The 21,399-nt window shown below is 39.3% G+C and carries 18 protein-coding genes; 10 read left to right on the forward strand and 8 right to left on the reverse strand.

Annotated elements, in window-relative coordinates:
- Positions 1 to 55 precede the first annotated feature (55 nt).
- The 3 genes from K2F45_RS00200 to K2F45_RS00210 form a co-directional block, all read right to left on the reverse strand.
- Positions 56 to 544, reverse strand: coding sequence for a DUF805 domain-containing protein (locus tag K2F45_RS00200; RefSeq protein WP_248932757.1), 489 nt, complete (start codon positions 542 to 544; stop codon positions 56 to 58).
- 241 nt (positions 545 to 785) lie between these two features.
- Positions 786 to 1,508 (reverse strand): DNA repair protein RecO, encoded by a 723-nt coding sequence (recO, locus tag K2F45_RS00205; RefSeq protein ID WP_248932758.1) that lies wholly within the window; start codon positions 1,506 to 1,508, stop codon positions 786 to 788.
- Positions 1,492 to 1,743 carry a hypothetical protein gene (locus K2F45_RS00210; RefSeq protein ID WP_075990463.1) on the reverse strand — a complete coding sequence of 84 codons (252 nt, stop codon included), beginning with the start codon at positions 1,741 to 1,743 and terminating at the stop codon, positions 1,492 to 1,494. The genes recO and K2F45_RS00210 overlap by 17 nt, the downstream gene beginning before the upstream one ends.
- A 217-nt stretch (positions 1,744 to 1,960) precedes the next feature.
- Between K2F45_RS00210 and rpmB the strand changes: the two genes are divergently transcribed.
- From rpmB to K2F45_RS00245, 7 genes are all read left to right on the forward strand, one after another.
- A complete protein-coding gene (gene rpmB, locus K2F45_RS00215; protein WP_046672597.1) occupies positions 1,961 to 2,194 on the forward strand; it encodes a 50S ribosomal protein L28 in 234 nt (77 codons plus the stop codon).
- 75 nt (positions 2,195 to 2,269) lie between these two features.
- Positions 2,270 to 2,452 (forward strand): 50S ribosomal protein L33, encoded by a 183-nt coding sequence (gene rpmG / locus K2F45_RS00220; protein ID WP_002998409.1) that lies wholly within the window; start codon positions 2,270 to 2,272, stop codon positions 2,450 to 2,452.
- Between the two features lie 51 nt (positions 2,453 to 2,503).
- Positions 2,504 to 2,665, forward strand: a complete 162-nt coding sequence (locus K2F45_RS00225; protein WP_075990464.1) for a DUF4295 domain-containing protein — start codon at positions 2,504 to 2,506, stop codon at positions 2,663 to 2,665.
- Between the two features lie 139 nt (positions 2,666 to 2,804).
- A complete protein-coding gene (gene ftsY / locus K2F45_RS00230) occupies positions 2,805 to 3,767 on the forward strand; it encodes a signal recognition particle-docking protein FtsY (protein WP_046672598.1) in 963 nt (320 codons plus the stop codon).
- Positions 3,768 to 3,785: 18 nt separating this feature from the next.
- Positions 3,786 to 5,123 carry a 30S ribosomal protein S12 methylthiotransferase RimO gene (gene rimO, locus K2F45_RS00235; RefSeq protein WP_075990465.1) on the forward strand — a complete coding sequence of 446 codons (1,338 nt, stop codon included), beginning with the start codon at positions 3,786 to 3,788 and terminating at the stop codon, positions 5,121 to 5,123.
- Positions 5,124 to 5,486: 363 nt separating this feature from the next.
- Positions 5,487 to 7,076 (forward strand): bacillithiol biosynthesis cysteine-adding enzyme BshC, encoded by a 1,590-nt coding sequence (gene bshC, locus K2F45_RS00240; protein WP_075990467.1) that lies wholly within the window; start codon positions 5,487 to 5,489, stop codon positions 7,074 to 7,076.
- Between the two features lie 288 nt (positions 7,077 to 7,364).
- Positions 7,365 to 10,550 (forward strand): TonB-dependent receptor, encoded by a 3,186-nt coding sequence (locus K2F45_RS00245; protein ID WP_075990468.1) that lies wholly within the window; start codon positions 7,365 to 7,367, stop codon positions 10,548 to 10,550.
- Between the two features lie 159 nt (positions 10,551 to 10,709).
- Here the strand turns inward: K2F45_RS00245 and ctlX are convergent, their stop codons facing one another.
- Positions 10,710 to 11,660, reverse strand: coding sequence for a citrulline utilization hydrolase CtlX (gene ctlX, locus K2F45_RS00250; RefSeq protein WP_075990469.1), 951 nt, complete (start codon positions 11,658 to 11,660; stop codon positions 10,710 to 10,712).
- A gap of 575 nt (positions 11,661 to 12,235) precedes the next feature.
- Between ctlX and gcvP the strand changes: the two genes are divergently transcribed.
- From gcvP to K2F45_RS00265, 3 genes are all read left to right on the forward strand, one after another.
- Positions 12,236 to 15,109 (forward strand): aminomethyl-transferring glycine dehydrogenase, encoded by a 2,874-nt coding sequence (gene gcvP, locus K2F45_RS00255; RefSeq protein ID WP_248932759.1) that lies wholly within the window; start codon positions 12,236 to 12,238, stop codon positions 15,107 to 15,109.
- Positions 15,110 to 15,320: 211 nt separating this feature from the next.
- Positions 15,321 to 15,977, forward strand: a complete 657-nt coding sequence (locus K2F45_RS00260; protein WP_075990471.1) for a hypothetical protein — start codon at positions 15,321 to 15,323, stop codon at positions 15,975 to 15,977.
- Between the two features lie 208 nt (positions 15,978 to 16,185).
- Positions 16,186 to 17,013 carry an N-acetylmuramoyl-L-alanine amidase gene (locus K2F45_RS00265; protein ID WP_075990472.1) on the forward strand — a complete coding sequence of 276 codons (828 nt, stop codon included), beginning with the start codon at positions 16,186 to 16,188 and terminating at the stop codon, positions 17,011 to 17,013.
- Between the two features lie 78 nt (positions 17,014 to 17,091).
- On the opposite strand, the gene idi is transcribed toward K2F45_RS00265, so the two are convergent.
- The 4 genes from idi to K2F45_RS00285 all read right to left on the reverse strand — a co-directional run bounded on the left by idi (position 17,092) and on the right by K2F45_RS00285 (position 21,379).
- Complete coding sequence (gene idi / locus K2F45_RS00270) at positions 17,092 to 17,631, reverse strand: isopentenyl-diphosphate Delta-isomerase (RefSeq protein WP_075990473.1); 540 nt, start codon at positions 17,629 to 17,631, stop codon at positions 17,092 to 17,094.
- Positions 17,632 to 17,707: 76 nt separating this feature from the next.
- Positions 17,708 to 19,021, reverse strand: a complete 1,314-nt coding sequence (locus K2F45_RS00275) for a nicotinamide mononucleotide adenylyltransferase (RefSeq protein WP_075990474.1) — start codon at positions 19,019 to 19,021, stop codon at positions 17,708 to 17,710.
- 79 nt (positions 19,022 to 19,100) lie between these two features.
- Complete coding sequence (locus K2F45_RS00280; RefSeq protein WP_075990475.1) at positions 19,101 to 19,643, reverse strand: NUDIX hydrolase; 543 nt, start codon at positions 19,641 to 19,643, stop codon at positions 19,101 to 19,103.
- Complete coding sequence (locus K2F45_RS00285) at positions 19,643 to 21,379, reverse strand: phospho-sugar mutase (RefSeq protein WP_248932760.1); 1,737 nt, start codon at positions 21,377 to 21,379, stop codon at positions 19,643 to 19,645. The genes K2F45_RS00280 and K2F45_RS00285 overlap by 1 nt, the downstream gene beginning before the upstream one ends.
- Positions 21,380 to 21,399 lie beyond the last annotated feature (20 nt).

Consider the following 21,399-nt stretch of genomic DNA (forward strand, 5'->3'; position numbering starts at 1 on the left):
TTAAATAAAAAGCGCTTTCACAATCTTGTGAAAGCGCTTTTTATATGGGTTAGCCTTAAGCAAAGGGGTCTTTGTCGGGTGCAGGTGGCGTAGGATTTGACGGTTGTGAACTTCCGAATGGATCCTGTGGCCGAGAAGAACCGAATGGATCTTGGCTTTGATTAAAGGGATGATTTGAGCCGCTTTCAATCGCCTTGGGGTCTGGACCATATTGATTTGAAGCCTTGTCACCTTCCAATACCAATAAGTAAAGCAGATAGATCCAACCAATAAATGGAATCAAGGCGACTAATATAAACCAGCCTGATTTATTGGTGTCATGTAATCTTCGGACCGTAACGGCTATCCCTGGAATTAGTAAAGCTAAACTTACTAAGCCTGAGACATACGTAAATAAGCTTGCAATTTGTCCCAGTATTCCAAATACTGCGCTAATGATAAGATTTGCAAGGAAAAACATCCAATATTCCTTTCGGCGGGCTCTTCCTTCAAAGTTGGCATAGTTGTCTCGAACAACTTTTAAAAAGTTTTCTTTAAGTTCCATATCTTTAATACTTTTTTAGGTGAAAATGATGTTAGTAAACCAAATGTTATTTCAATTTTGTTACAATAAATGTACCAAGAATTTATCTGAGAGAACAATTATTAGAGACAATTAGATGGTTACCAAGTAGCTAATTGCTGGTTATTTTGTTTAGGCTGGTTGAGCATTTCAGAAGGGATATTTATTTCCTGTTATCCAAAGAGCGCCTGTTGGATCTTTTGAATAGGAAACTTGGGCTTAATTATCTAAAAATTTCTTCGAGTATATAGAGCGATTTTATTTCTTTAAAATTTGTGCGGTGCAGACGATAGAAGTCGAGCACTTTTTCCAATAGGAATTGCCTATCCGAACTGCTCATTTTAATTCGATCACAATTCGAATATTCGGATTCGATTAAATTTCTGAAAATAGACGTATGTGGTTCCTGTAATACAAGCGGATGTTCAGGAAGGCTATTTGAGAAGGTCGCTTCATGAAGATTAAAATAAGGGTGGGCCTGCTTGGATTCAGCCGGATAAAACCCGAGAAAACGGGTTAGCTTGATTAAAAAAACAAGATGAAAATTGGCCAGATTTAAATGCGTTTCATCCAGCCAACGGATAGATTGGTGGATGAATTCAAAAAGGTAGGGGTCGTTTTCCTGTTCCTTCAGAATTTTATAGAGTATTTCATTCAGAAAAAGAGCGAGGGAGCTTTTGACAATATCATAAGGAATTTCTTGCAGGACAGGAACCTGACGAGCTTCGGCAATCCGCTGTAATGAACCATTATCTTTATGAGTAGCGACAATTTCCAATAAATGTAAGGGTTGAAGGATATTGGCCTTGATCTTTGCTTTAGGCTTCCTTGCGCCGGTAATGAGATAAGATTGCATGCCAAACTGTTCGGTGTAGAGCTGTACTACAAGGCTACTTTCCGAATAGTTGGTTGTTTTTAAGACGATACCTCTAGTTTTGTTCAGCATTCCCTTCTTTATCTTTTTTATGCGCTTCTTCACGCATCTCAATAATGGCATTTCGGTCTACCTTGCGAATCATGCGATAGATTAAAGTTAGAAAACCGATACTAAATACAATAACTCCGACAAGCATCGCTAATTTATACCAATTGGAGCGCTGTTCCATGAGGTAATATCCCAAGATGACAAGTACGACACCGATGATTATTTCCCTTAAGCCCTTGCGAAGATATTTGTTCATAAATGTGAATTGTTGAAAACTATTTTTCTTTACAGAGCAAATATAATACAATAAAATCCTTTATTTTTGCCCTTACCATTCCTGTGTAGAACTATTTTTAAAAATAATTCCAATTATCTTGTTGCTTATCCAAAAAAAAATATAGATATTTGCAAACTCTTTGCAGAGAGTGCAAAGGATTAACATATTGTAATAAAGACAACAAAAAAATAATATCATGTCAAGAATTTGTGATTTAACAGGCAAAGCGGCGTTAACAGGAAATAACGTTTCTCACTCAAACGTTAAAACTAAACGTAAATTCTATCCAAATTTACAAACTAAACGTTTTTACATTCCAGAAGAAGATCGTTGGATTACGTTAAAAGTATCTACTTCTGCTATCAAGACTATCAACAAGAACGGGATTACAGCAGCGATCAATAAATTTATCGTTAAAGGGTCAATCTAATTGATTGTCGCGCCTGTTACATTAAGATTATTCATGAATTTCAATCCTATAATGGGATCAAAATAAAGTAAAACAATGGCTAAAAAAGGAAATAGAGTACAAGTTATCTTAGAATGTACTGAACACAAAGAAAGTGGTCTTCCGGGAATGTCTCGTTACATCACTACTAAAAACAAAAAGAACACAACTGAGCGTTTGGAATTGAAAAAATTCAACCCAGTATTGAGAAAAGTTACTGTTCATAAAGAAATTAAGTAAGTCACACATCTTAGCCCTTGAAAGAGAAGCTAAGTAAAATATTAATATACCATGGCAAAGAAAGCAGTTGCATCGTTACAAAAAGGTGGCGGTAAAGAATTTACAAAGGTTATTGTTACTACTAAATCTGCAAAAACTGGCGCGTATACTTTCAAAGAAGGTATGGTTCACAACGATAAAGTGAAAGACGTAGTTGCAGCAGCTCAAAAATAACTAGTAGCATTTTCCTTTTTTAAAGTTTTTCTTTAAAAAGAATTCGATAAAAATAGCCGTTTTGGTATCCTACCGAAAGGGCTTTTTTTGTTGAGGACATTTGTTTATATTTGGACATCAATTTTCACTACTACACTCCATGGGATTATTTGATTTTTTTAAGAAAAAACCACAAACACAAGAAGAAGAACAGGCCTTAGATAAAGGTTTGGAAAAAACAAAAGAAGGCTTTCTTTCCAAGATTACAAAGGCTGTCGTTGGTAAGTCAACAGTAGATGACGATGTACTGGATAATCTGGAAGAAGTTTTGGTTACTTCTGATGTTGGGGTTACAACTACCTTAAAAATCATTGATCGCATACAAGCTCGTGTTGCCCGCGATAAGTACGTTTCTACTTCTGAGCTAAACAATCTCCTGAAAGAGGAAATTCAAACGCTACTGGCAGAGAACAATAGTGCTGATTTCGAGAATTTCAATTATGGCGATCATAAACCATACGTCATTATGGTTGTAGGTGTTAATGGGGTTGGCAAAACAACGACCATTGGCAAACTGGCTCATCAGCTGAAACAAGCTGGAAGCAAAGTTGTATTGGGGGCCGCGGATACCTTTCGGGCAGCTGCTGTTGATCAACTTAAATTATGGGGTGAGCGTGTTGGCGTGCGTGTTGTCGCTCAGGCAATGGGCTCGGATCCTGCTTCAGTGGCCTATGATACCGTGAAATCGGCAGTGGCAAATGGTGAAGATGTGTGTATCATTGATACCGCAGGCCGTTTGCACAATAAGGTTGGCCTCATGAATGAGCTCACGAAGATCAAAAATGTGATGCAGAAGGTTGTTCCAGGTGCACCACATGAAATCTTGTTGGTCTTGGATGCATCGACAGGACAAAATGCCATTGAGCAATGTACGCAGTTTACGCAGGCAACGGATGTGAATGCCTTAGCATTGACTAAACTCGATGGAACAGCTAAGGGTGGGGTGGTTATTGGTATATCTGATCAATTTAAGATCCCGGTGAAATACATTGGTGTAGGAGAGAAAATAGGTGATCTTCAGTTGTTTAACAAAAAGGAATTTGTGGACTCCCTTTTCAAATAGAGTCTACCTTCTAATCATATGAAGACAAAATACGCGAAACCAGCGCCTTTGATCAATAAACCACGTGTCAATGTGGTGACTTTGGGCTGTTCGAAAAATATTCACGATAGTGAAGTCCTGATGGGCCAGTTAAAGGGCAATCAGATGGAAGTCGTGCATGAAGCATCCAATATACAGGCGAATGATATCGTCGTCATCAATACCTGCGGTTTTATTGATAATGCCAAACAGGAATCGATTGATGCGATCTTACAATATTCGGATCTAAAAGATCAGGGTAAAATCAATAAGGTGATCGTTACAGGTTGTCTTTCTGAGCGATATAAGCCAGAGTTGCAGTCTGAAATCCCCAATGTTGATGCCTTTTTCGGTACGAATGATTTGCCGGATCTGTTGTCATCCATTGGAGCTGATTATCGGCATGAATTGTTGGGTGAACGCTTATTGACAACACCTTCGCATTTTTCTTACTTTAAGATTGCCGAAGGATGTAACCGTCCCTGCTCTTTCTGTGCAATTCCCTTGATGCGTGGTAAACACGTTTCCAAATCCATTGACGATCTCGTGAAAGAAGCAAAATTTCTCGCGTCGAACGGCACGAAAGAATTGATTCTGATTGCACAAGACCTGACCTATTATGGCTTAGATATCTATGGAAAGCGCAATCTTTCTGATTTAATGCGCCATTTGTCAGATGTTGATGGTATCGAATGGATCAGACTGCAGTACGCCTATCCTTCGGGTTTCCCAATGGATATTTTGGACGCCATGAATGAACGTTCAAATATCTGTAATTACTTGGATATGCCATTACAACATATATCTGATCCGATGTTGAAGTCTATGCGAAGAGGTACAACGAAACAGAAACAGATCGATCTTGTCAACGCCATACGTGACAAAGTTCCAGATATCGCGTTGCGTACAACATTAATTTGTGGTTATCCAGGTGAAACTGAACAGGATTTCCAGGAGATGTTGGATTGGGTTGAAGAGACCCGTTTTGACAGGTTAGGCTGTTTTACCTATTCTCATGAAGAAAAGACGCACGCACATTCGCTGGAGGATAATGTGCCACAGGAAGTAAAAGAAGAACGCGTGGAAGCTATCATGGAAGTACAGCAAGGTATTTCGTATGACATCAATCAGTCCAAAGTGGGCAATACATATAAAGTATTGGTTGATCGGGTAGACGGCGATTACTTTATTGGCCGCACAGAATACGATTCTCCGGAAGTAGACAATGAAGTTTTGATTCTTGCTGCAGATTCTTATGCACGTATTGGTGATTTTGTTCAGGTAAAAATCGACCGAGCTGAAGATTTCGATCTATATGGTGAAATTGTAAGGAAATAAGTTTAAAAGCTTATAGATGATAATATAAACAAACGGGCCTCCTTTATTCAAAGGAGGCCCGTTTGTTTATAGACAATTGTCAGTAAAATGATATAATTTAAAAGCGGGACAAGCTTTTTGTGAAAATTCACTATTTTGTCGACGCAAACTAGATACATTTGTAAACGTACAATCCCCATTTTAAACAATCTATAGCCGTTTAAAATCAGATTCAAGAAAGCCTGTCGTTTCATGGTGAATCATCCTTCTGATTAAAATTGAAAATAGGTTCTATTTAGCGAAAAAGATACACTGCCATGTCAGCTTGCTTTGGGGGATTTTCGTTATCAATTAAGAATAGAGAATAATTAATAAAATTTGCAGATGAAGGCAACTTATATTGAATATAGTGAAACAAATAGCTTCTCTAAGACTTTATTGGCCTATTTGGCGCATGATGAAGCCTTAAAATCTTTTGTAGGAAACTGGCCTACCTGGGCTGGTTTTGAAAAGCAATTGAACGAAAAGAAGAAATTTGAACACCGGGAGATTCTTGTTGAGCGTCTTAAAAAGCAATATGGCGAGCTATTAAAGGATTCCCCTGCTGTAGCGGCCAATATAGAACTGTTGCTCGACCAGAATTCTTATACCATCACGACGGGACATCAGCTCAATATTTTTACCGGACCTTTGTATTTTATTTTTAAAATCATGACGGCAATACGTTTGTCCGAAGATTTGAAGGGCAAACACCCCGATAAAAATTTTGTTCCTGTATATTGGATGGCGACCGAAGATCATGATTTTGAAGAAATCAACCATACGAAAGTCTTCGGTAAGAAAATTAGTTGGGATACGCCTGCTATTTCTGCTACCGGGCGAATGGATACAGCAACAATCGTTGATGCTGTGAAGCAGTACACAAATATTTTGGGGCTTTCCGAAAATTCGACTAAACTTACACGGATTGTGGAAGAAGCCTATTTGAACCATGATCGATTAGCAGATGCAACGCGATATATGGTTAATGAGTTGTTTAAGTCTTACGGTCTTTTGATCGTCGATGCGGATGACCGGGAATTGAAGGAACTGTTCAAGCCAATTATCAAGGAAGATATCTTAACTGAAAAAAGCTTTAAGGCAATAACAGCGCGATCGGAAGAGCTAGAATCAAATGGTTTCTCCACCCAAGTACATGCTCGTGAGATTAATTTCTTTTATTTGACGGATGAATTTCGGGAACGCTTGGTGCTCGCTGCCGATGGTCGATACGAAGTATTGCATCAGAATATTTATTTTACGAAGGCTGAGCTTGAACAGGAGATTGATCATTATCCAGAGCGCTTCAGTCCAAATGTGGTCATGCGTCCGATGTATCAAGAAATTATACTTCCCAATCTTGCTTATATTGGTGGTGGCGCCGAAATGGTCTATTGGATGCAATTGAAGTCTAACTTTGACCAATATCAGGTAGATTTTCCAATTTTGATACCGCGCAATTCAGCGATGATAACTGAGGACAACGTTGCGGCGAAATTATTTCGCGTTGATCTAACGTTTAAGAGTATCTTTCGTCCAGCAGAAGTACTAAAAAAAGAATATGTTCGACGTCATACCAAAGAACGTCTCAATCTCAATGACGAATGGATGGAGCTGAACGCTATTTTTGGTAAGATAAAGTTACGAACCCACAAAATAGATCCAAGTTTAGGCCCTAGTACGGAAGCGGTAAAAGCGCGGTTAAAAAAAGCGATCAATAATTTAGAGAAAAAGCTGATGAAAGCCGAAAAGCGAAATCATCAACATGCTCTAACGGATATTGATAATGTGAAGGAAAAGCTCTTTCCTGGCGGAGGACTACAGGAAAGGTCTGAAAATTTTGCGTTACTCTATGTTAAATATGGAGATAGCCTTTTTAGGGATCTTTACAAATACTTTAATCCATTGGATTTTAAGTTTACGATTTTGTATTAGCATGTCAGCTTCGGCTGACTTTTTTTGTGATGTTATTCGCAATAAAGACCGTCGATTCGGATCATTTCTGTTGGTGTTTACGAATCATGCAGGCTTTTTGCAGATACGGTCTATTTCTATCCCTATTTAAAATGTTTTTGATGCATATTCCGAGTTTTTTTCAAAAGCGCTTTCATTTTTATTAATATATATTTTAAAATGCTTTGTTTATAATTTCATAATATTTCGTTTAGCTCCTGTTAACAGTTTCGGTGTAGTTTTGCTTTCATTATCACAACCAACAACTAAATGAAAGAATTTTTACTCACAACATGTGCCATTGCGCTTGGAACAGGTTTGTACGCCCAGACGACCCAAGCGGGGTTTTCCGGCAAGATTACGGACGAAAATGATAAAGGAGTTCACGGAGCTTCAATTGAAGTACGTAATGAATCAACGGGTTTCACAACGAAGACTTCGACTAATGCAAATGGCGATTTCAACTTTAAGGAGTTGCCTTTAGGCGGCCCCTACACGATCAAAGTAACTTATATAGGCTATGGCGAACAAGTGCGTTCGGGATTTAATTTAAATCAAGGCGATATCGTCCGCCTGAAGATTCCTATCCAAAATACCTCAAATGTATTAGAAACGGTTGAATTAACAGGAATAAGTACCCTAAAGAATAAAATAGAAAATCTAGGTGCTGCTACAGCGGTTACGGCCAAAGATATTGCGAAACTGCCTGTCAACGGTCGGAATTTTACTTCGCTGATGGACCTTTCTCCTTTGAGTAAGGGCGATAATATCGGTGGCCAGTTGGGTTCCTCTACTAATTTTACAATTGATGGTATGAATGCCAAAAACCCGACTTCTGCAGGCTCAACAACCAGTCGTAGTGGTGCTCCGTTCTCCATTTCGATAGAAGCCGTTCGTGAATTTAAAGTGGTCACCAACCAATATGATGTGACTTATGGAAGAGCAGGGGGAGGAACAGTCAGTGCGGTAACCAAACAAGGAACAAATCAAACGCACGGAAGCGCATGGCTTTATTCAAGGGCCGATTGGTTGTCCAGCCCATACGATATTAGAGGAAATAAACGAAGCAATGATTTCTCTACGTATCAATATGGATTTACATTAGGCGGTCCCATCATTAAAGACAAGTTGCATTATTTTGTAGCTTGGGATCATCAACGCGATGCCCGCCCCTTGATTATCGCAGATATCAATTCGCCAGCAGATGAAAAGCGTTTCAATGTTACACAATCGACCCTCGATGAGTATATTCGTATAGGACGTGAAAAATATGGATTGAGTAATGATAGGCAATATGGTTCTTTCGATAAGAAACGAAATTCTGATGCTATATTTGGCCGTATAGATTGGCAGATCAATGAAAAGAATTTATTGACAATACGGAATAACTTTACAAGTGACCTCAATAAGCTTGGTCTAGAGGATAATACCGCCATCAATTTATATGAATCATACGGAAATGACAAGAATATTGATAATAGTTTTTTAGCAACTTTACGTACTTCCATTTCCCCAAAGCTTACCAATGAACTGAAATTGCAACACCTTTATACTTTTCAAAAAAGTAGTCCTGGAGATATGTTGCCTAGTCAAAATATTCCCCGTGCCATTGTAGAGAATGTGGTGTCTACCATTGACGGAAGTAATTTGTCGACTAATATTCAATTAGGCGGTCACCGGTTTGCACAGGAGTCCTTTAAGAATAATGTCGTACAGTTGGTCAATAACCTGTATTATAGTACGGACAATATCAATTACACGTTTGGTGTGGATTTGATGTATACACATGCAAATTCGATTTACGGAAGTGAAGTCAACGGACGTTTTCATTTTAGGGAGGATGCTAACAATACGGCATTGCAAAATTTTGCAAACCTAAAACCTTATGCATTTTACCGGGAAGTCCCTTTGGTGGCCGATCCAACTGTGATCGGTAAGATATTTAATGCCGGTGCGTATGGACAGTTGCAGACCAAATTGGCGAAAGGATTGGATCTGGTTGCGGGACTACGATTGGATTATGGTCATTATCCAACCTCTCCTCTAAATGAAGAATTGCTGAAAGAAGTGGGGGTACGTACAGATCACAAGTTGAAATCTTTTGTTGTACAGCCTCGTTTCCAGATGACTTGGGATGTGAATGAAGAACGAAAAGATTTTTTCCGTGTAGGAGCAGGTATCTTTGCATCTGATATTAATAATTATATGACCATCAATAATTTAACTTTTGATGGGAAGCATTTTGCGACAGTAGATGTTCGTGGTAACGATGTGCCTACACCTAATTTTGTGGGGTACAGACAAGATCCGTCAACAACGCCAACCCTGGCACAATTTCAAGTGCCAACGATCAACACCTATGGAGCTGATGCGAAAATACCAGTGGTGTACAAGGCCAATGTATCTTACACGCATTTCTTTACCGAAAAGTTAAAAGCGAGTCTTTCAGGATATATGAATCTAGGACGCAACAACTATATGTATGTTGATCGTAATATGGTTCAAGATCCGTTCTTTAGATTGGCGAATGAAGATAATCGTGGGGTATTCGTACCGGCTACGGCTATTGTCAATGGTGTTCCAGATTGGAAACAGGGAAGGATTTCCAATAAGTTTGGACGCGTGTTAGAACTAAACTCTGAGGGAAAAGTAAATCAGTTTGCAGTTGTATTGGATGCAAGTTATCAGTACTACAAAGATGGATCGATTTCTGTAAGCTACACATGGAACGATGCGAAAGATAACACGTCCTACAATGGGAATGTTGCCAATACAGCGACCTTATCGCTGGCGGTAAAAGATGATCCAAGAGATTTGAGTAAGATGAGTTATTCGAATAATCAATTCCGAAATAAAATTGTTATTTATGGTACACTACCTACATTTTATGGTGTCAGTGTAGGGGTTCGTTATTCGGGAATTGGTGGAACACGCTACAGCTTGCTTGCTGGAGGTAATATCAATGGCGATTTTGTATCCAATTCGAATGACTTAGCCTTTATTTTCGATCCCAATAGTCCAAATACGCCAAAGGCGTTGGCAGATGCCATGAATGCGTTGTTGGCGAATGGTGAAGCCAGTCAAAGTCTGAAAGATTATATTAAAAAGTACGAAGGTAAGATGGCCGAAAGAAATGGCGGTATCAATAGCTTTTACGGTTTGATTGATTTAAGAATAGCTAAAAAATTCAACCTTTACAAAACACATGCTTTGGAGCTTTCAGCGGACGTATTCAATGTGGCGAATCTCTTTAAGAAAACCTGGGGTGTCAATGAATCTTTAGGTAATCAATCGTTGTATGCTGTATCAAAAACAGCGGCAGCAAATGGAAATCCCGAAATTCCTGCATTCGACCCTGTTAAGCAACAGTTTAATTATAGATTGAACAACTCTGGTATTGTATCACCTTCAGGGAATCCGTACCAATTCCAATTGGGATTGAGGTATTCGTTCTAACTTGACTGGAGAAATAGGAATTAGATTGTTTTAGAAAAGATAATGCCCCTGCGAGCAATGGCTCCAAGGGGCATTTTTATTTGTCTATTAAATAAGCCTGATTAGGCAAAATAGGCTTATTTTAAAAAGAGCAGCCTAACTGCATCATTATGCTTGGGACTAGCTCAGTATGTTTTCTTTCGGAAGAAAAACTTCAGCCATCATGTGGCGTACACTTCCGCCACCACATGTCTCGATAACATGTAGATCTTGATGGATGATTTTACCATGCTTTTCCAATTGTGCTGTTTGGTATAAAGTCAATGAGGATAACGCCTGATTGCTCAGGACAATAAAACGATTACCATATTTATTTCTCACCTGGAGGCAGTTTGCTGCAAAAGATTCGAGTTGGTTCTCATTGATTTCAATGATCTCTTTGCCTGTATCTTTTAGACTCTTCAGCAGCGTTTGGAGCTCAGCCTGATTATCGATTGCCTGTGGGCATAAGATAGCAAAATCTTCGCCTACGGCTAGCACCACATTGGTGTGATAGATAGGTCTCCGCTCTCCATGGACAGTTTGATAGGCGTGAAATACAACAGGTGTGTAGTTTTCAGTCCTGCAGTATTCGTCGAGCATATCCCGGTCTGCCCTTTCGGATAAGGCACAGTAGGCTACACGGTGAGCGCGGTCCAAGACAAGTGCGCCGGTGCCCTCCAAATATTGTTTATTGTTTTCGGCTTCACTGAGATCCTTAGTTAGTTTTACATAATAACCGTTTTGCTTCAATGGACCTTCGAAATCCAATAAATGTTCTTTTCGACGATTGGGAGCAAACATGGGATAAAAAATTATTTTTCCATCCTGATGAAAGGAGACAATATTATTGGGGAATATACTGTCGGGACTTTCTGATTTCTCGTCGTCTTGAATGACAGTCACCAAAATTCCATGTGACTTCAATTCATTTACTAGCGCGTCGAACTCTCCTTGCGCTTCTTTGTTGACTTCTTCTATACTGAGATTTTCGATATCCTTTTGGAAGAAATTGTTGACCGCAGTCTGTTCATTTTTACGGAAGACAGAGGGTCTTACTAAAAGAACGCTGTCTGTTACCTGTTTTCTCATGGTTTATAATCGTTACTTCGCTGTTTTATATTCGTTAAAAAGAAATGATATTCGTTTTTTGTGATAATTTACATTTGTCAAAAGAGATGCTTCCCTAGCTGGATAATGTTTTCTTTGTTAAGATTCCTGATAGCAAAATACCCTTGATATCAGTTGTTCTTAGCAAAAAAGTGTATATCGTTATTTCGAAGTCACTTTACAATTGGTACATATACTAATTTATTGAAAATTCATTGGCATTGCAAAAAAGAATAGTGAAGTAATGAAAGAAATACGCAGGTGAAATAACAGATAACCTGGTATTTTTTTAAAATTGTAGCAAACGATTGTCGTATTGTTTGTTATATTTATAATGAACAGTCTGTATGTTTGAGGTTATTCCAAAAATTAATTTACAAAGACAATCGATTGCATTTCAGTAGCTCAGTAAAACTGACTTTTTATCCACTTTTTTGCTTCGTTTTCAGTCATTTATTTTGCTATCTTTGCTCATCCAAAAAACGACTGTTTATAAGAGAGTTAATTGCCTAATTATTATGTCGCTAACTATCTATAAGCGTTAACTTTTTGCACACATGAGCAATATACACTTCCAAGAAAAATTCGAAAGTCGCCACAATGGCCCAAGTCCAGTTGAAGCGAATGAAATGTTGGCTAAATTAGGCGTTTCGTCAATTGACCAACTTATTGACCAAACGGTCCCTTCTCAAATTCGTGCTCCAAAACCTTTAAATCTTCCTAAAGCATTGTCTGAGGTAGCCTATTTAAAGCGTATTGCGGAAATCGCTGAGAAAAATAAAGTTTTTAAATCTTTTATTGGTCAAGGTTACTACGATGTGATCCTTCCGGGCGTAATTCAACGAAATGTATTTGAAAACCCAGGATGGTATACGCAGTATACTCCTTATCAGGCGGAGATCGCACAAGGTAGGTTACAAGCTTTATTGAACTTCCAGACTGTAATTTGTGACTTTACTGGTTTAGAAATAGCAAATGCTTCTTTGTTGGATGAAGCTACGGCTGCAGCTGAAGCCATGTTTATGCTTTATTCAGCTCGGAAAAATAAAGATGCTAACGTATTCTTGGTGTCGGACAATGCCTATGCGCAGACGGTTGATGTATTGAAGACCCGTGCCTTGTCTTTTGGTATTGAACTTAAAATTGCGGCTATTGCTGAATCAGAATTAACAGATGATGTATTTGCGGCATTTGTTCAATATCCTGCAGCGGATGGTTCAATTGTTGATTATAAATCATTTGCAGCTACAGCGCACAGTAAGAATATTACCGTATGTGCGGCGGCAGATTTGATGAGTTTAGCATTGTTAACGCCTCCGGGAGAATGGGGCGCAGATGTTGTTGTTGGTAATTCACAACGTTTTGGCGTACCGATGGGCTTTGGTGGTCCTCATGCAGCATATTTTGCGACACGCGACAGCTTCAAACGTAATATCCCTGGTCGTATTATTGGTGTTACTTCCGATTCAAATGGAAAGTATGCATTGCGTATGGCTTTGCAGACTCGTGAACAACATATCCGCCGTGATAAAGCTTCTTCAAATATTTGTACTGCACAAGCTCTTTTAGCGATTATGGCTTCTTTCTATGCCGTGTACCATGGCCCAGAAGGAATCAAAAATATAGCATCACGTATAAATGCTTTGGCCAATCTGTTGGATCAAGCATTACAGTCGTTGGGTTATACGCAATTGAATGCAGCTTATTTTGATACACTACGTGTAGACTTAGGTGCTCATGCTGGTGCTTTGAAATCTGAAGCATTAAATAACGAGTTAAACTTCTATTATAATGGTTCGGAAGTTTCAATTGCTATCGACGAAACAACCACATACGAAGATATTAAGACGATTATCAAAGTATTTGCTAAAATTCAAGGTAAAACATTGAATGACGTAGATTTCGATGCATTAGAAGAGAATTTAGGCTCTTCAATTCCTGCCGATTTAGTACGTACTTCTGCCTACTTAACACATCCAAACTTTAATAGCTATCATTCTGAACATGAGATGTTGCGCTATATCAAATCTTTGGAAGCAAAAGATTTATCGCTTTGTCACTCAATGATTCCATTGGGCTCATGTACGATGAAATTGAATGCTACAGCTGAAATGGTGCCAGTTACATGGGCGAGATTTGGCGGTTTGCATCCATTTGCTCCTGCAGATCAAACTTCTGGATATATGCAAATGATCGGTGAATTGAACGATTGGTTATCTGAAATTACTGGTTTTGCGAAGATGAGTTTCCAACCAAATTCAGGAGCACAAGGCGAGTACGCTGGTCTGATGGTTATCCGTGCTTACCATGAGAGCCGTGGTGATCATGGACGTAATATCTGTTTGATCCCTGCTTCTGCACACGGAACAAACCCTGCTTCTGCTTCTATGGCAGGCTTAAAAGTGGTCGTTGTGAAATGTGATGAATTAGGAAATATCGATATTCCAGATTTAAGAGCAAAAGCGACTGAACATGCTGCAAACTTGAACTCACTGATGGTGACTTACCCTTCTACACACGGTGTATTTGAAGAGTCGATCATTGAAGTCTGTGAAATTGTTCATGCAAATGGCGGTCAGGTTTATATGGACGGTGCGAACATGAATGCACAGGTTGGATTGACAAGCCCAGGGCATATTGGTGCCGATGTTTGTCACTTGAACCTCCATAAAACATTCTGTATTCCTCACGGTGGTGGAGGTCCAGGTATGGGACCTATCGGTGTTGCAAAACACTTAGTTCCTTTCTTACCTAACCACGAAGTGGTTTCGACTTCTGGTGAAGAGGGTATCTCTGCTGTTTCTGCAGCTCCATTTGGTTCAGCATCAATCTTGCTTATTTCTCATGCTTATATTTCAATGATGGGTGGTGAAGGCTTGACAAATGCGACAAGAACCGCAATATTAAATGCAAACTATATTAAGGCACGTTTAGAAAATGCGTATCCAGTACTTTATTCAGGTACTAACGGACGTTGTGCACACGAAATGATCTTGGATTGCCGTGGATTCAAAAACTTTGGTATCGAGGTTGCAGATATTGCAAAACGTTTAATGGATTATGGTTTCCACGCACCGACTGTTTCTTTCCCTGTTGCAGGAACATTGATGGTTGAACCTACTGAATCTGAGTCTAAGGCTGAATTGGATCGTTTCTGTGATGCATTAGTTGCTATCCGTGAAGAGATCGCTGCGGTTGAAGCAGGAGACGTGGACCAAGCTAACAATGTACTGAAACATGCACCACATACAGCTTCGGTTGTAACTGCAGATGAGTGGGACAGACCTTACAGTCGTCAAACTGCCGCATACCCATTGGAGTATGTAAGAGAACGTAAATTCTGGCCTTCAGTAGGTCGTGTGAACGACTCTCAAGGTGACCGTACATTGATTTGTTCGTGTCCTTCAATTGAGGAATACGCCGAAGCATAATCTCGGTAGTTATAACGGAAGGCCTCTATACTCGCATAGAGGCCTTTTTTTGTGTAGCGCAGTCCCATTCGGCAGTACCTAGGTAATACAAGTAACAGGTAGAAATTTAGGTCGGGCTTTAAGGTCTAAAGATCGTCTGCGAACAGATTTTAAAATTTAGATTAATTATATTATTTTGTTCTTTTTAGCGTTTTAATTAAAACTGATAATCATGAAAAGACAATGGAAAGTAATGCCTGTTCTCTTAGGACTGGGCCTTTTGGTCGCGAGCTGCGGCAACAGCAAATCCAGTGAAGGCGGCGAAGATGCTAAGGAGAAAGAGGCTGGAATTTCGGATGTAGTTAAGGGAGTATCCAACTTGGGCAATCTGAGTGATGGAGCAAAAAAATTGGAAGACCTTCAAGCCAAACTTAAATCCGAGAAACCATTAAGTTCGGAAGAGTTGAAGGCTTTTTTACCGGAAAGCTTAGATGGTTTAAAAAGAACGTCCTATTCTGGCGGATCAATGTATGGGGCAGAAGTTGTATCTGGAGAGGCGACGTATACCGTCGATAACCAGAAGGAAATTAAAGTCAATATCATTGATGGCGCGGGCGAGACAGCTTCGGCAATCGTGGGTTTGGCGCAAATGGGCTTCATGGTAGATTCAGAGAAAATTACAGATACTGAAATAGAAAAAACTGGCGAATTTGAAGGTAAACGGGCAAAAACAACTGATAGTAAAGGAGTGGAAGGCTCAACGGCAAAAAGCTCCGAAATAAGTTATCTTGAGAAAGACCGCTATCTAATTACTCTTCGGGGAAACGGGTATAGCCTCGACGAGCTGAAAGGGTTTTTGGCAAAATTGAACCTAAGCGCATTAAAATAATAAAAAATGTAATTTCAGATAAGCAGGAAATGCATGGTTGACATGGGAAAGGCTCAAACATTGGTTTGAGCTTTTTTTAAAAGCAGGCGGCCTTGTTCCGCAATGTATAAGAAAAGGATATTTGGAAATTATGTCGAACTATAGGACGAAGCTAATAAATTTGTTTTTGTTGGCAAATTTGCCTTAGTTTGTGCTGAAACATTTCAATATGAAGATACTAAAATTTTCCATCAATCTTTGTGTCGCAACAGCATTATTGGCTTCCTGTGCGGGAGGGAAATACGCGAAGACTGAAAAGGTATATAAGAAACAAGCAAAAGAATTTTCAAAACTCTATAAACAATCGCCTGTCACCGGTCAATTGGAGAAGGTGAATGTCAAAGAACAACAATGGATCGCCTCGATTAATTTTGGCATCCGTAAACCCAATTTTGTTGTCATTCATCATACAGCACAGGATTCTTTGGGACAGACCATCCGTACATTTCATTCCGCGAAAGCAGGTGTAAGCTCCCATTATGTGGTTGGTCGGGATGGAAAAGTAGTGCAGATGGTCAATGACCTCTATCGTGCACATCATGCGGGCTTGGGGAAATGGGGCAATGATACGGACCTCAATTCTTCTTCCATTGGCATCGAGCTCGACAATAATGGGACTACTGATCCTTGGACCGATGCCCAAATAAACGCCTTGACGCAGTTGTTGACTTATTTAAAAACGACCTATAGAATCCCGCAGGCAAATTTTATTGGGCATATGGATTTGGCGCCAACCCGAAAAAATGATCCGTCACGTTTTCCTTGGAAAAAACTGGCTGATCAAGGATTCGGCTTTTGGTATGAGGACTATTTAGAGATGCCTCCAGCAGACTTTAACCCAAAAATGGCATTACGTATCATCGGTTACGATGTAAGTAATCTCGATGCGGCAATAAAAGCATTTAAGATTCACTACATTCAGCAGGACGTAAATACAGCGTTCATGAGTGAGAATGATCTTAAAATTCTGTATTCCATCTATAAAAAATTCTTATAGCGATTCGCTAAACTAAAGGAAAAAAAAGATCCTGCTTTTTAAAAAAGGCAGGATCTTTTTTTGCTGGGTATAAGATTGCTATAATTTGTCCTTATATATATTGAAGTACGTATCAAAAGCACGTTGATAGATTAGTTTAAACCAGGGGGTAAACTGCTCGGGTGAGTGTTGTATTTCATTTTGAATTTCCCGTTGATTCATGTATTTTGTTGCGGCAACTTCTTCTTCGTTAATTTCTGGAGTTCCATTAAATTTTCCGAATAAGACATAATCGAATTCATGCTCCGTAAGTCCGTTGTCAAATTGAGCTTTATAAACGAACGAGAAGACATCTTGAAGGGCTGTTGCAGTAATTCCTAATTCTTCCATTAAGCGCCTTTTGGCGGCTTCTATGTTACTTTCTTCCAGACGCTGATGCGAGCAGCAGCTATTGGTCCACAGTCCGCCACAGTGGTATTTACTTAATGCTCTTTGTTGCAGGAGCAATTCGTCTTGGTCATTGAACAAAAATACACTAAAAGCACGGTGCAATAGCCCCTTTTCATGGGCTTCATATTTCTCCATGCTACCAACCATCCTGTCATTGCTGTCAACCAGTATTACATTTTCTTGCTTCATAAGGCACAAAAATAAATATAGCCCAATTTAAGAAAATTGGGCTATATAATAAATTTAAATTTTGTGCGAGATCTGCTTATACGGTTTTTACAAATTTTTCGTCGTAATTTTCAATATCAATGATGTAGCCGTTTTTAATTAAGAATTCAAATAAAGGTTTGGCTTCTTCAGAAACGGGCATATTGTGCGTGGTAATAATCTTATTTTCTTTTTTCAAGAGATAAGGATATGCGTAGAGTTTCACATTTTTATTGAACATCCCCGAGATATAGGAAAGAAGTTCATTGGTGTATAACTCTTTATTATAATTATCTGAATTGAAAATGTTCTTTAAATTGTAAACATTGGTTGCAATTCCAATGTTCTTAGGCTTAAAGTTGCTTATAAACTCTGCTAAATGATTATTTCTTCTAAAGTTGCTAACGATAATATTATTGCCTGTCGCACATAGTTCGTCAGCCCTAGAAGCAAATTCTTGCAGGTCTTCATCTGTAATTTCATGCGTATCTTCCAACACATTTCCCATCAGGACTTCAATTAATACAATGGTGTCTGCGTCAGTTGCACCTGTATTTTTTTTGAACTGTTCAACGGCAAGATTGAAGAGATCAAAGTTTGGAAGGGATTTTTGACGGTATTTGGTGCGAAGTAGAATAATGTTCTTTTTGTACAGATAATCTTTGATTTGTACCGCTTTGCCATCGGGCTGGAATATAGCGGCTTTAGCAAATCCTTTTGCAATCAGGTATAAGTTGATTAGACGTTGGTTGACGTTTTCAAATAGAGGTCCGTTTAATTTAACCAGGTCAATCTCAACGGAACCAACAGAAAGGTTATCGACCAATGATTCGATCATGGTCTGCACATTGTCTGTATAATAATAAGCCGCAAATAATAGGTTTACACCAATTATGCCTAAAACTTTTTGTTGCAATTGGTTGTCGCTGTCTAGTAGTCTTACATGGACAATGATATCATTTGTAGGGCCTCCAACTTCATGTTGGAAGCGAAGTCCGATCCAGCCGTGAGGTTCATTTGTCTTGGTGAAATTGAGGGTTGTTACGGTATCTGCAAAGGCAAAGAATTTTTTGTTGCAGTATTTATCGCCATGAAGTCGTTGGGTAAGAAGATTGAATTCATGGGAGAGCATTTTCTTTAAACGTGTTCTGCTGACATATCGACCATCAGCCTCTTCACCATAAATTGCATCACTGAAAGCCATGTCGTAAGCTGACATTGTTTTAGCAATTGTGCCTGATGCTGCTCCTGCGTTGAAAAAGTTACGTGCGACTTCCTGTCCAGCACCGATCTCTGCAAAGGTTCCATAAATCTCTGGGTTTAGATTTATTTTCAGCGCCTTTCGCTTGGTTTCAAAAATTTCTCTTGCCATGATGCAAAGGTACAAAAATCAACATGCTAGTGAAAATTAAAAGTATGAATGAAAAAAACAGAATAAAATTAGGCCTGTTTTATAACAAGCCTAATTTGTTGAAAGCATAGAATAGCGCACTAGCATGTAATGCCTGACTGAATTTGTTGTCCAGCAACATGCTTTTTGCTTCTTCAAGCGGTATACGATACACATCGATTTCTTCATGTTCATCTAATGCCTGTTCCTGAACTTTTTTGCCCCCTGTCATCAGGTAGGTATAGGTAATATTGCCACTTGTCGCCGGGTTGGCATAAAGCGTGGCGATTTCTTCAATCTGATCAAATTGATAGCCTGTTTCTTCAAGCATTTCACGAACAGCAGCATTTTTAGGATCTTCTCCTGCTTCTGTTGTCCCTGCGGGAATCTCCAATGAAATAATGCCTGCTCCATGGCGGTATTGCTTAATGACCAGAAGTTCGTTCTGCTCAGTAATTCCGATCATATTTACCCAATCTGGATACTCCAGTACGTAATAATGGTCATTGATCCGTCCATCCGGAAGTTCACAGGTATCTCTGCGCAGTGTAGCCCAAGGCTCTTTACAGATATATTCAGAGGATAATAGTTTCCACTTTTCCATTAGCTTACAATATCTTTCATCATACGTTCAACCTTCTCTTCCAAAATAGTTTGCACATCGAAATAATCAGCAGTATCTTTCAAGCTTTCTTTTACAGAACAGTAAAATTTAATCTTGGGTTCCGTTCCCGATGGTCTGGCAGAAATCACATCGCCGTCTACTGTTATAAATTGCAATACATCAGATTTAGGCAATGAGATCGCTCTTCGCTCCCCTGTACTCATATCTGTGATTTGGGAAAGCTGATAGTCCCTGATTTCTTTGACTTTTATTCCACCGAGTGCGGTTGGTAGATTATGACGTAAGCCATTCATCATGGCCTGAATTTCTTCGGCACCAGCCTTTCCTTTTTTGGTTAAGGAAATGAGCTTTTCTTGATAACAGCCAAATTCTTTGTAGATATCTAATAAAACTTCGTAAACTGTTTTTCCTTTTGTTTTAAAATAGGCGGTCATTTCGGCTAGGAAAGCACAAGCGTTTGGAGCGTCCTTGTCACGCACTAGATCGCCTACTAGATAGCCATAACTCTCCTCTCCGCCTGCAAGATATTGTGCTGAATCACCTAGATTGGTAATCAATTCACCAATATATTTGAAGCCTGTAAGTGTTTCATAACAAGGCACGCCGAAATGCTTTGCAATGTCTGACTCGAGATTTGTTGTTACGATAGTTTTTACAATATATGGATTCGATCCGAGTTGTTTTAGTTCACTTTTTGCACTGAGGACATAATATATCAATAAGCTGCCGATCTGATTACCATTGAGCAGTTGAAACTGTCCCTTATTATTTTTTACGGCAATCCCTACACGATCGGCATCGGGATCTGTCGCCAATACAAGGTCAGCATCAATTTCTTCCCCTTTTTTCTTTGCTAAAGCCATTGCATCTTCCTCTTCGGGGTTTGGATAGATTACCGTTGGAAAGTTGCCATCAGGTGTGGCCTGTTCAGCAACGACTGAAACATTTTCAAATCCCCAGGCTTCTAGCATTTTAGGAACAATGGTAATTCCGGTACCATGTATCGGTGAAAAAACAATTTTCAAGTTTTTTTGAGCCCTTACCGCTTCCGGATGAATACTTAATGTTTTATTGGCATTGATATAGAGCTGATCGATTTCTTCCCCGACAGGAATGATGTTTTGCGTATTCCCCTCAAATTTAATAGCACTAACTGAGCTGATTGCATTTACTTCGTCGATTACATTTTTATCATGAGGTGCAGTCAGCTGGCAGCCATCGTTCCAATAAGCCTTATAACCATTGTACTCCTTTGGGTTGTGTGAAGCCGTTAGCATAACACCGCTCTGACAGCCGAAATGACGAATGGCAAACGACAACATTGGGGTCGGGCGCAATGCGGTGAACAGATGTACCTTGATGCCGTTGGCTGCAAAGACGTTCGCAACCAGCTGGCCAAATGCCTGCGAATTGTTGCGGCTATCATAAGATACCGCTACTTTAATCTCCTGATCTGGGAACTGTTTCTTTAGATAGTTGGCTAATCCTTGAGTGGCTTTGCCGATTGTATACTTATTCATACGATTGGAGCCGACACCCATAATGCCCCTTAAGCCACCGGTTCCAAACTCAAGATCCCTGTAAAAAGAATCTGTAAGTTCTGTCTCCTCATTATTGTCGATTAAATCCTGAACTGCCTTTCGAGTTCCTTCATCATAACTTGGGGTTAACCAATCTTCGATTTTCTTTTGTATGTCTTTATCTATATTTTTCATTAACGTTAAGTTTGGCTACT

It is taken from the genome of Sphingobacterium siyangense, assembly GCF_023277505.1.
Classification (GTDB): domain Bacteria; phylum Bacteroidota; class Bacteroidia; order Sphingobacteriales; family Sphingobacteriaceae; genus Sphingobacterium; species Sphingobacterium siyangense.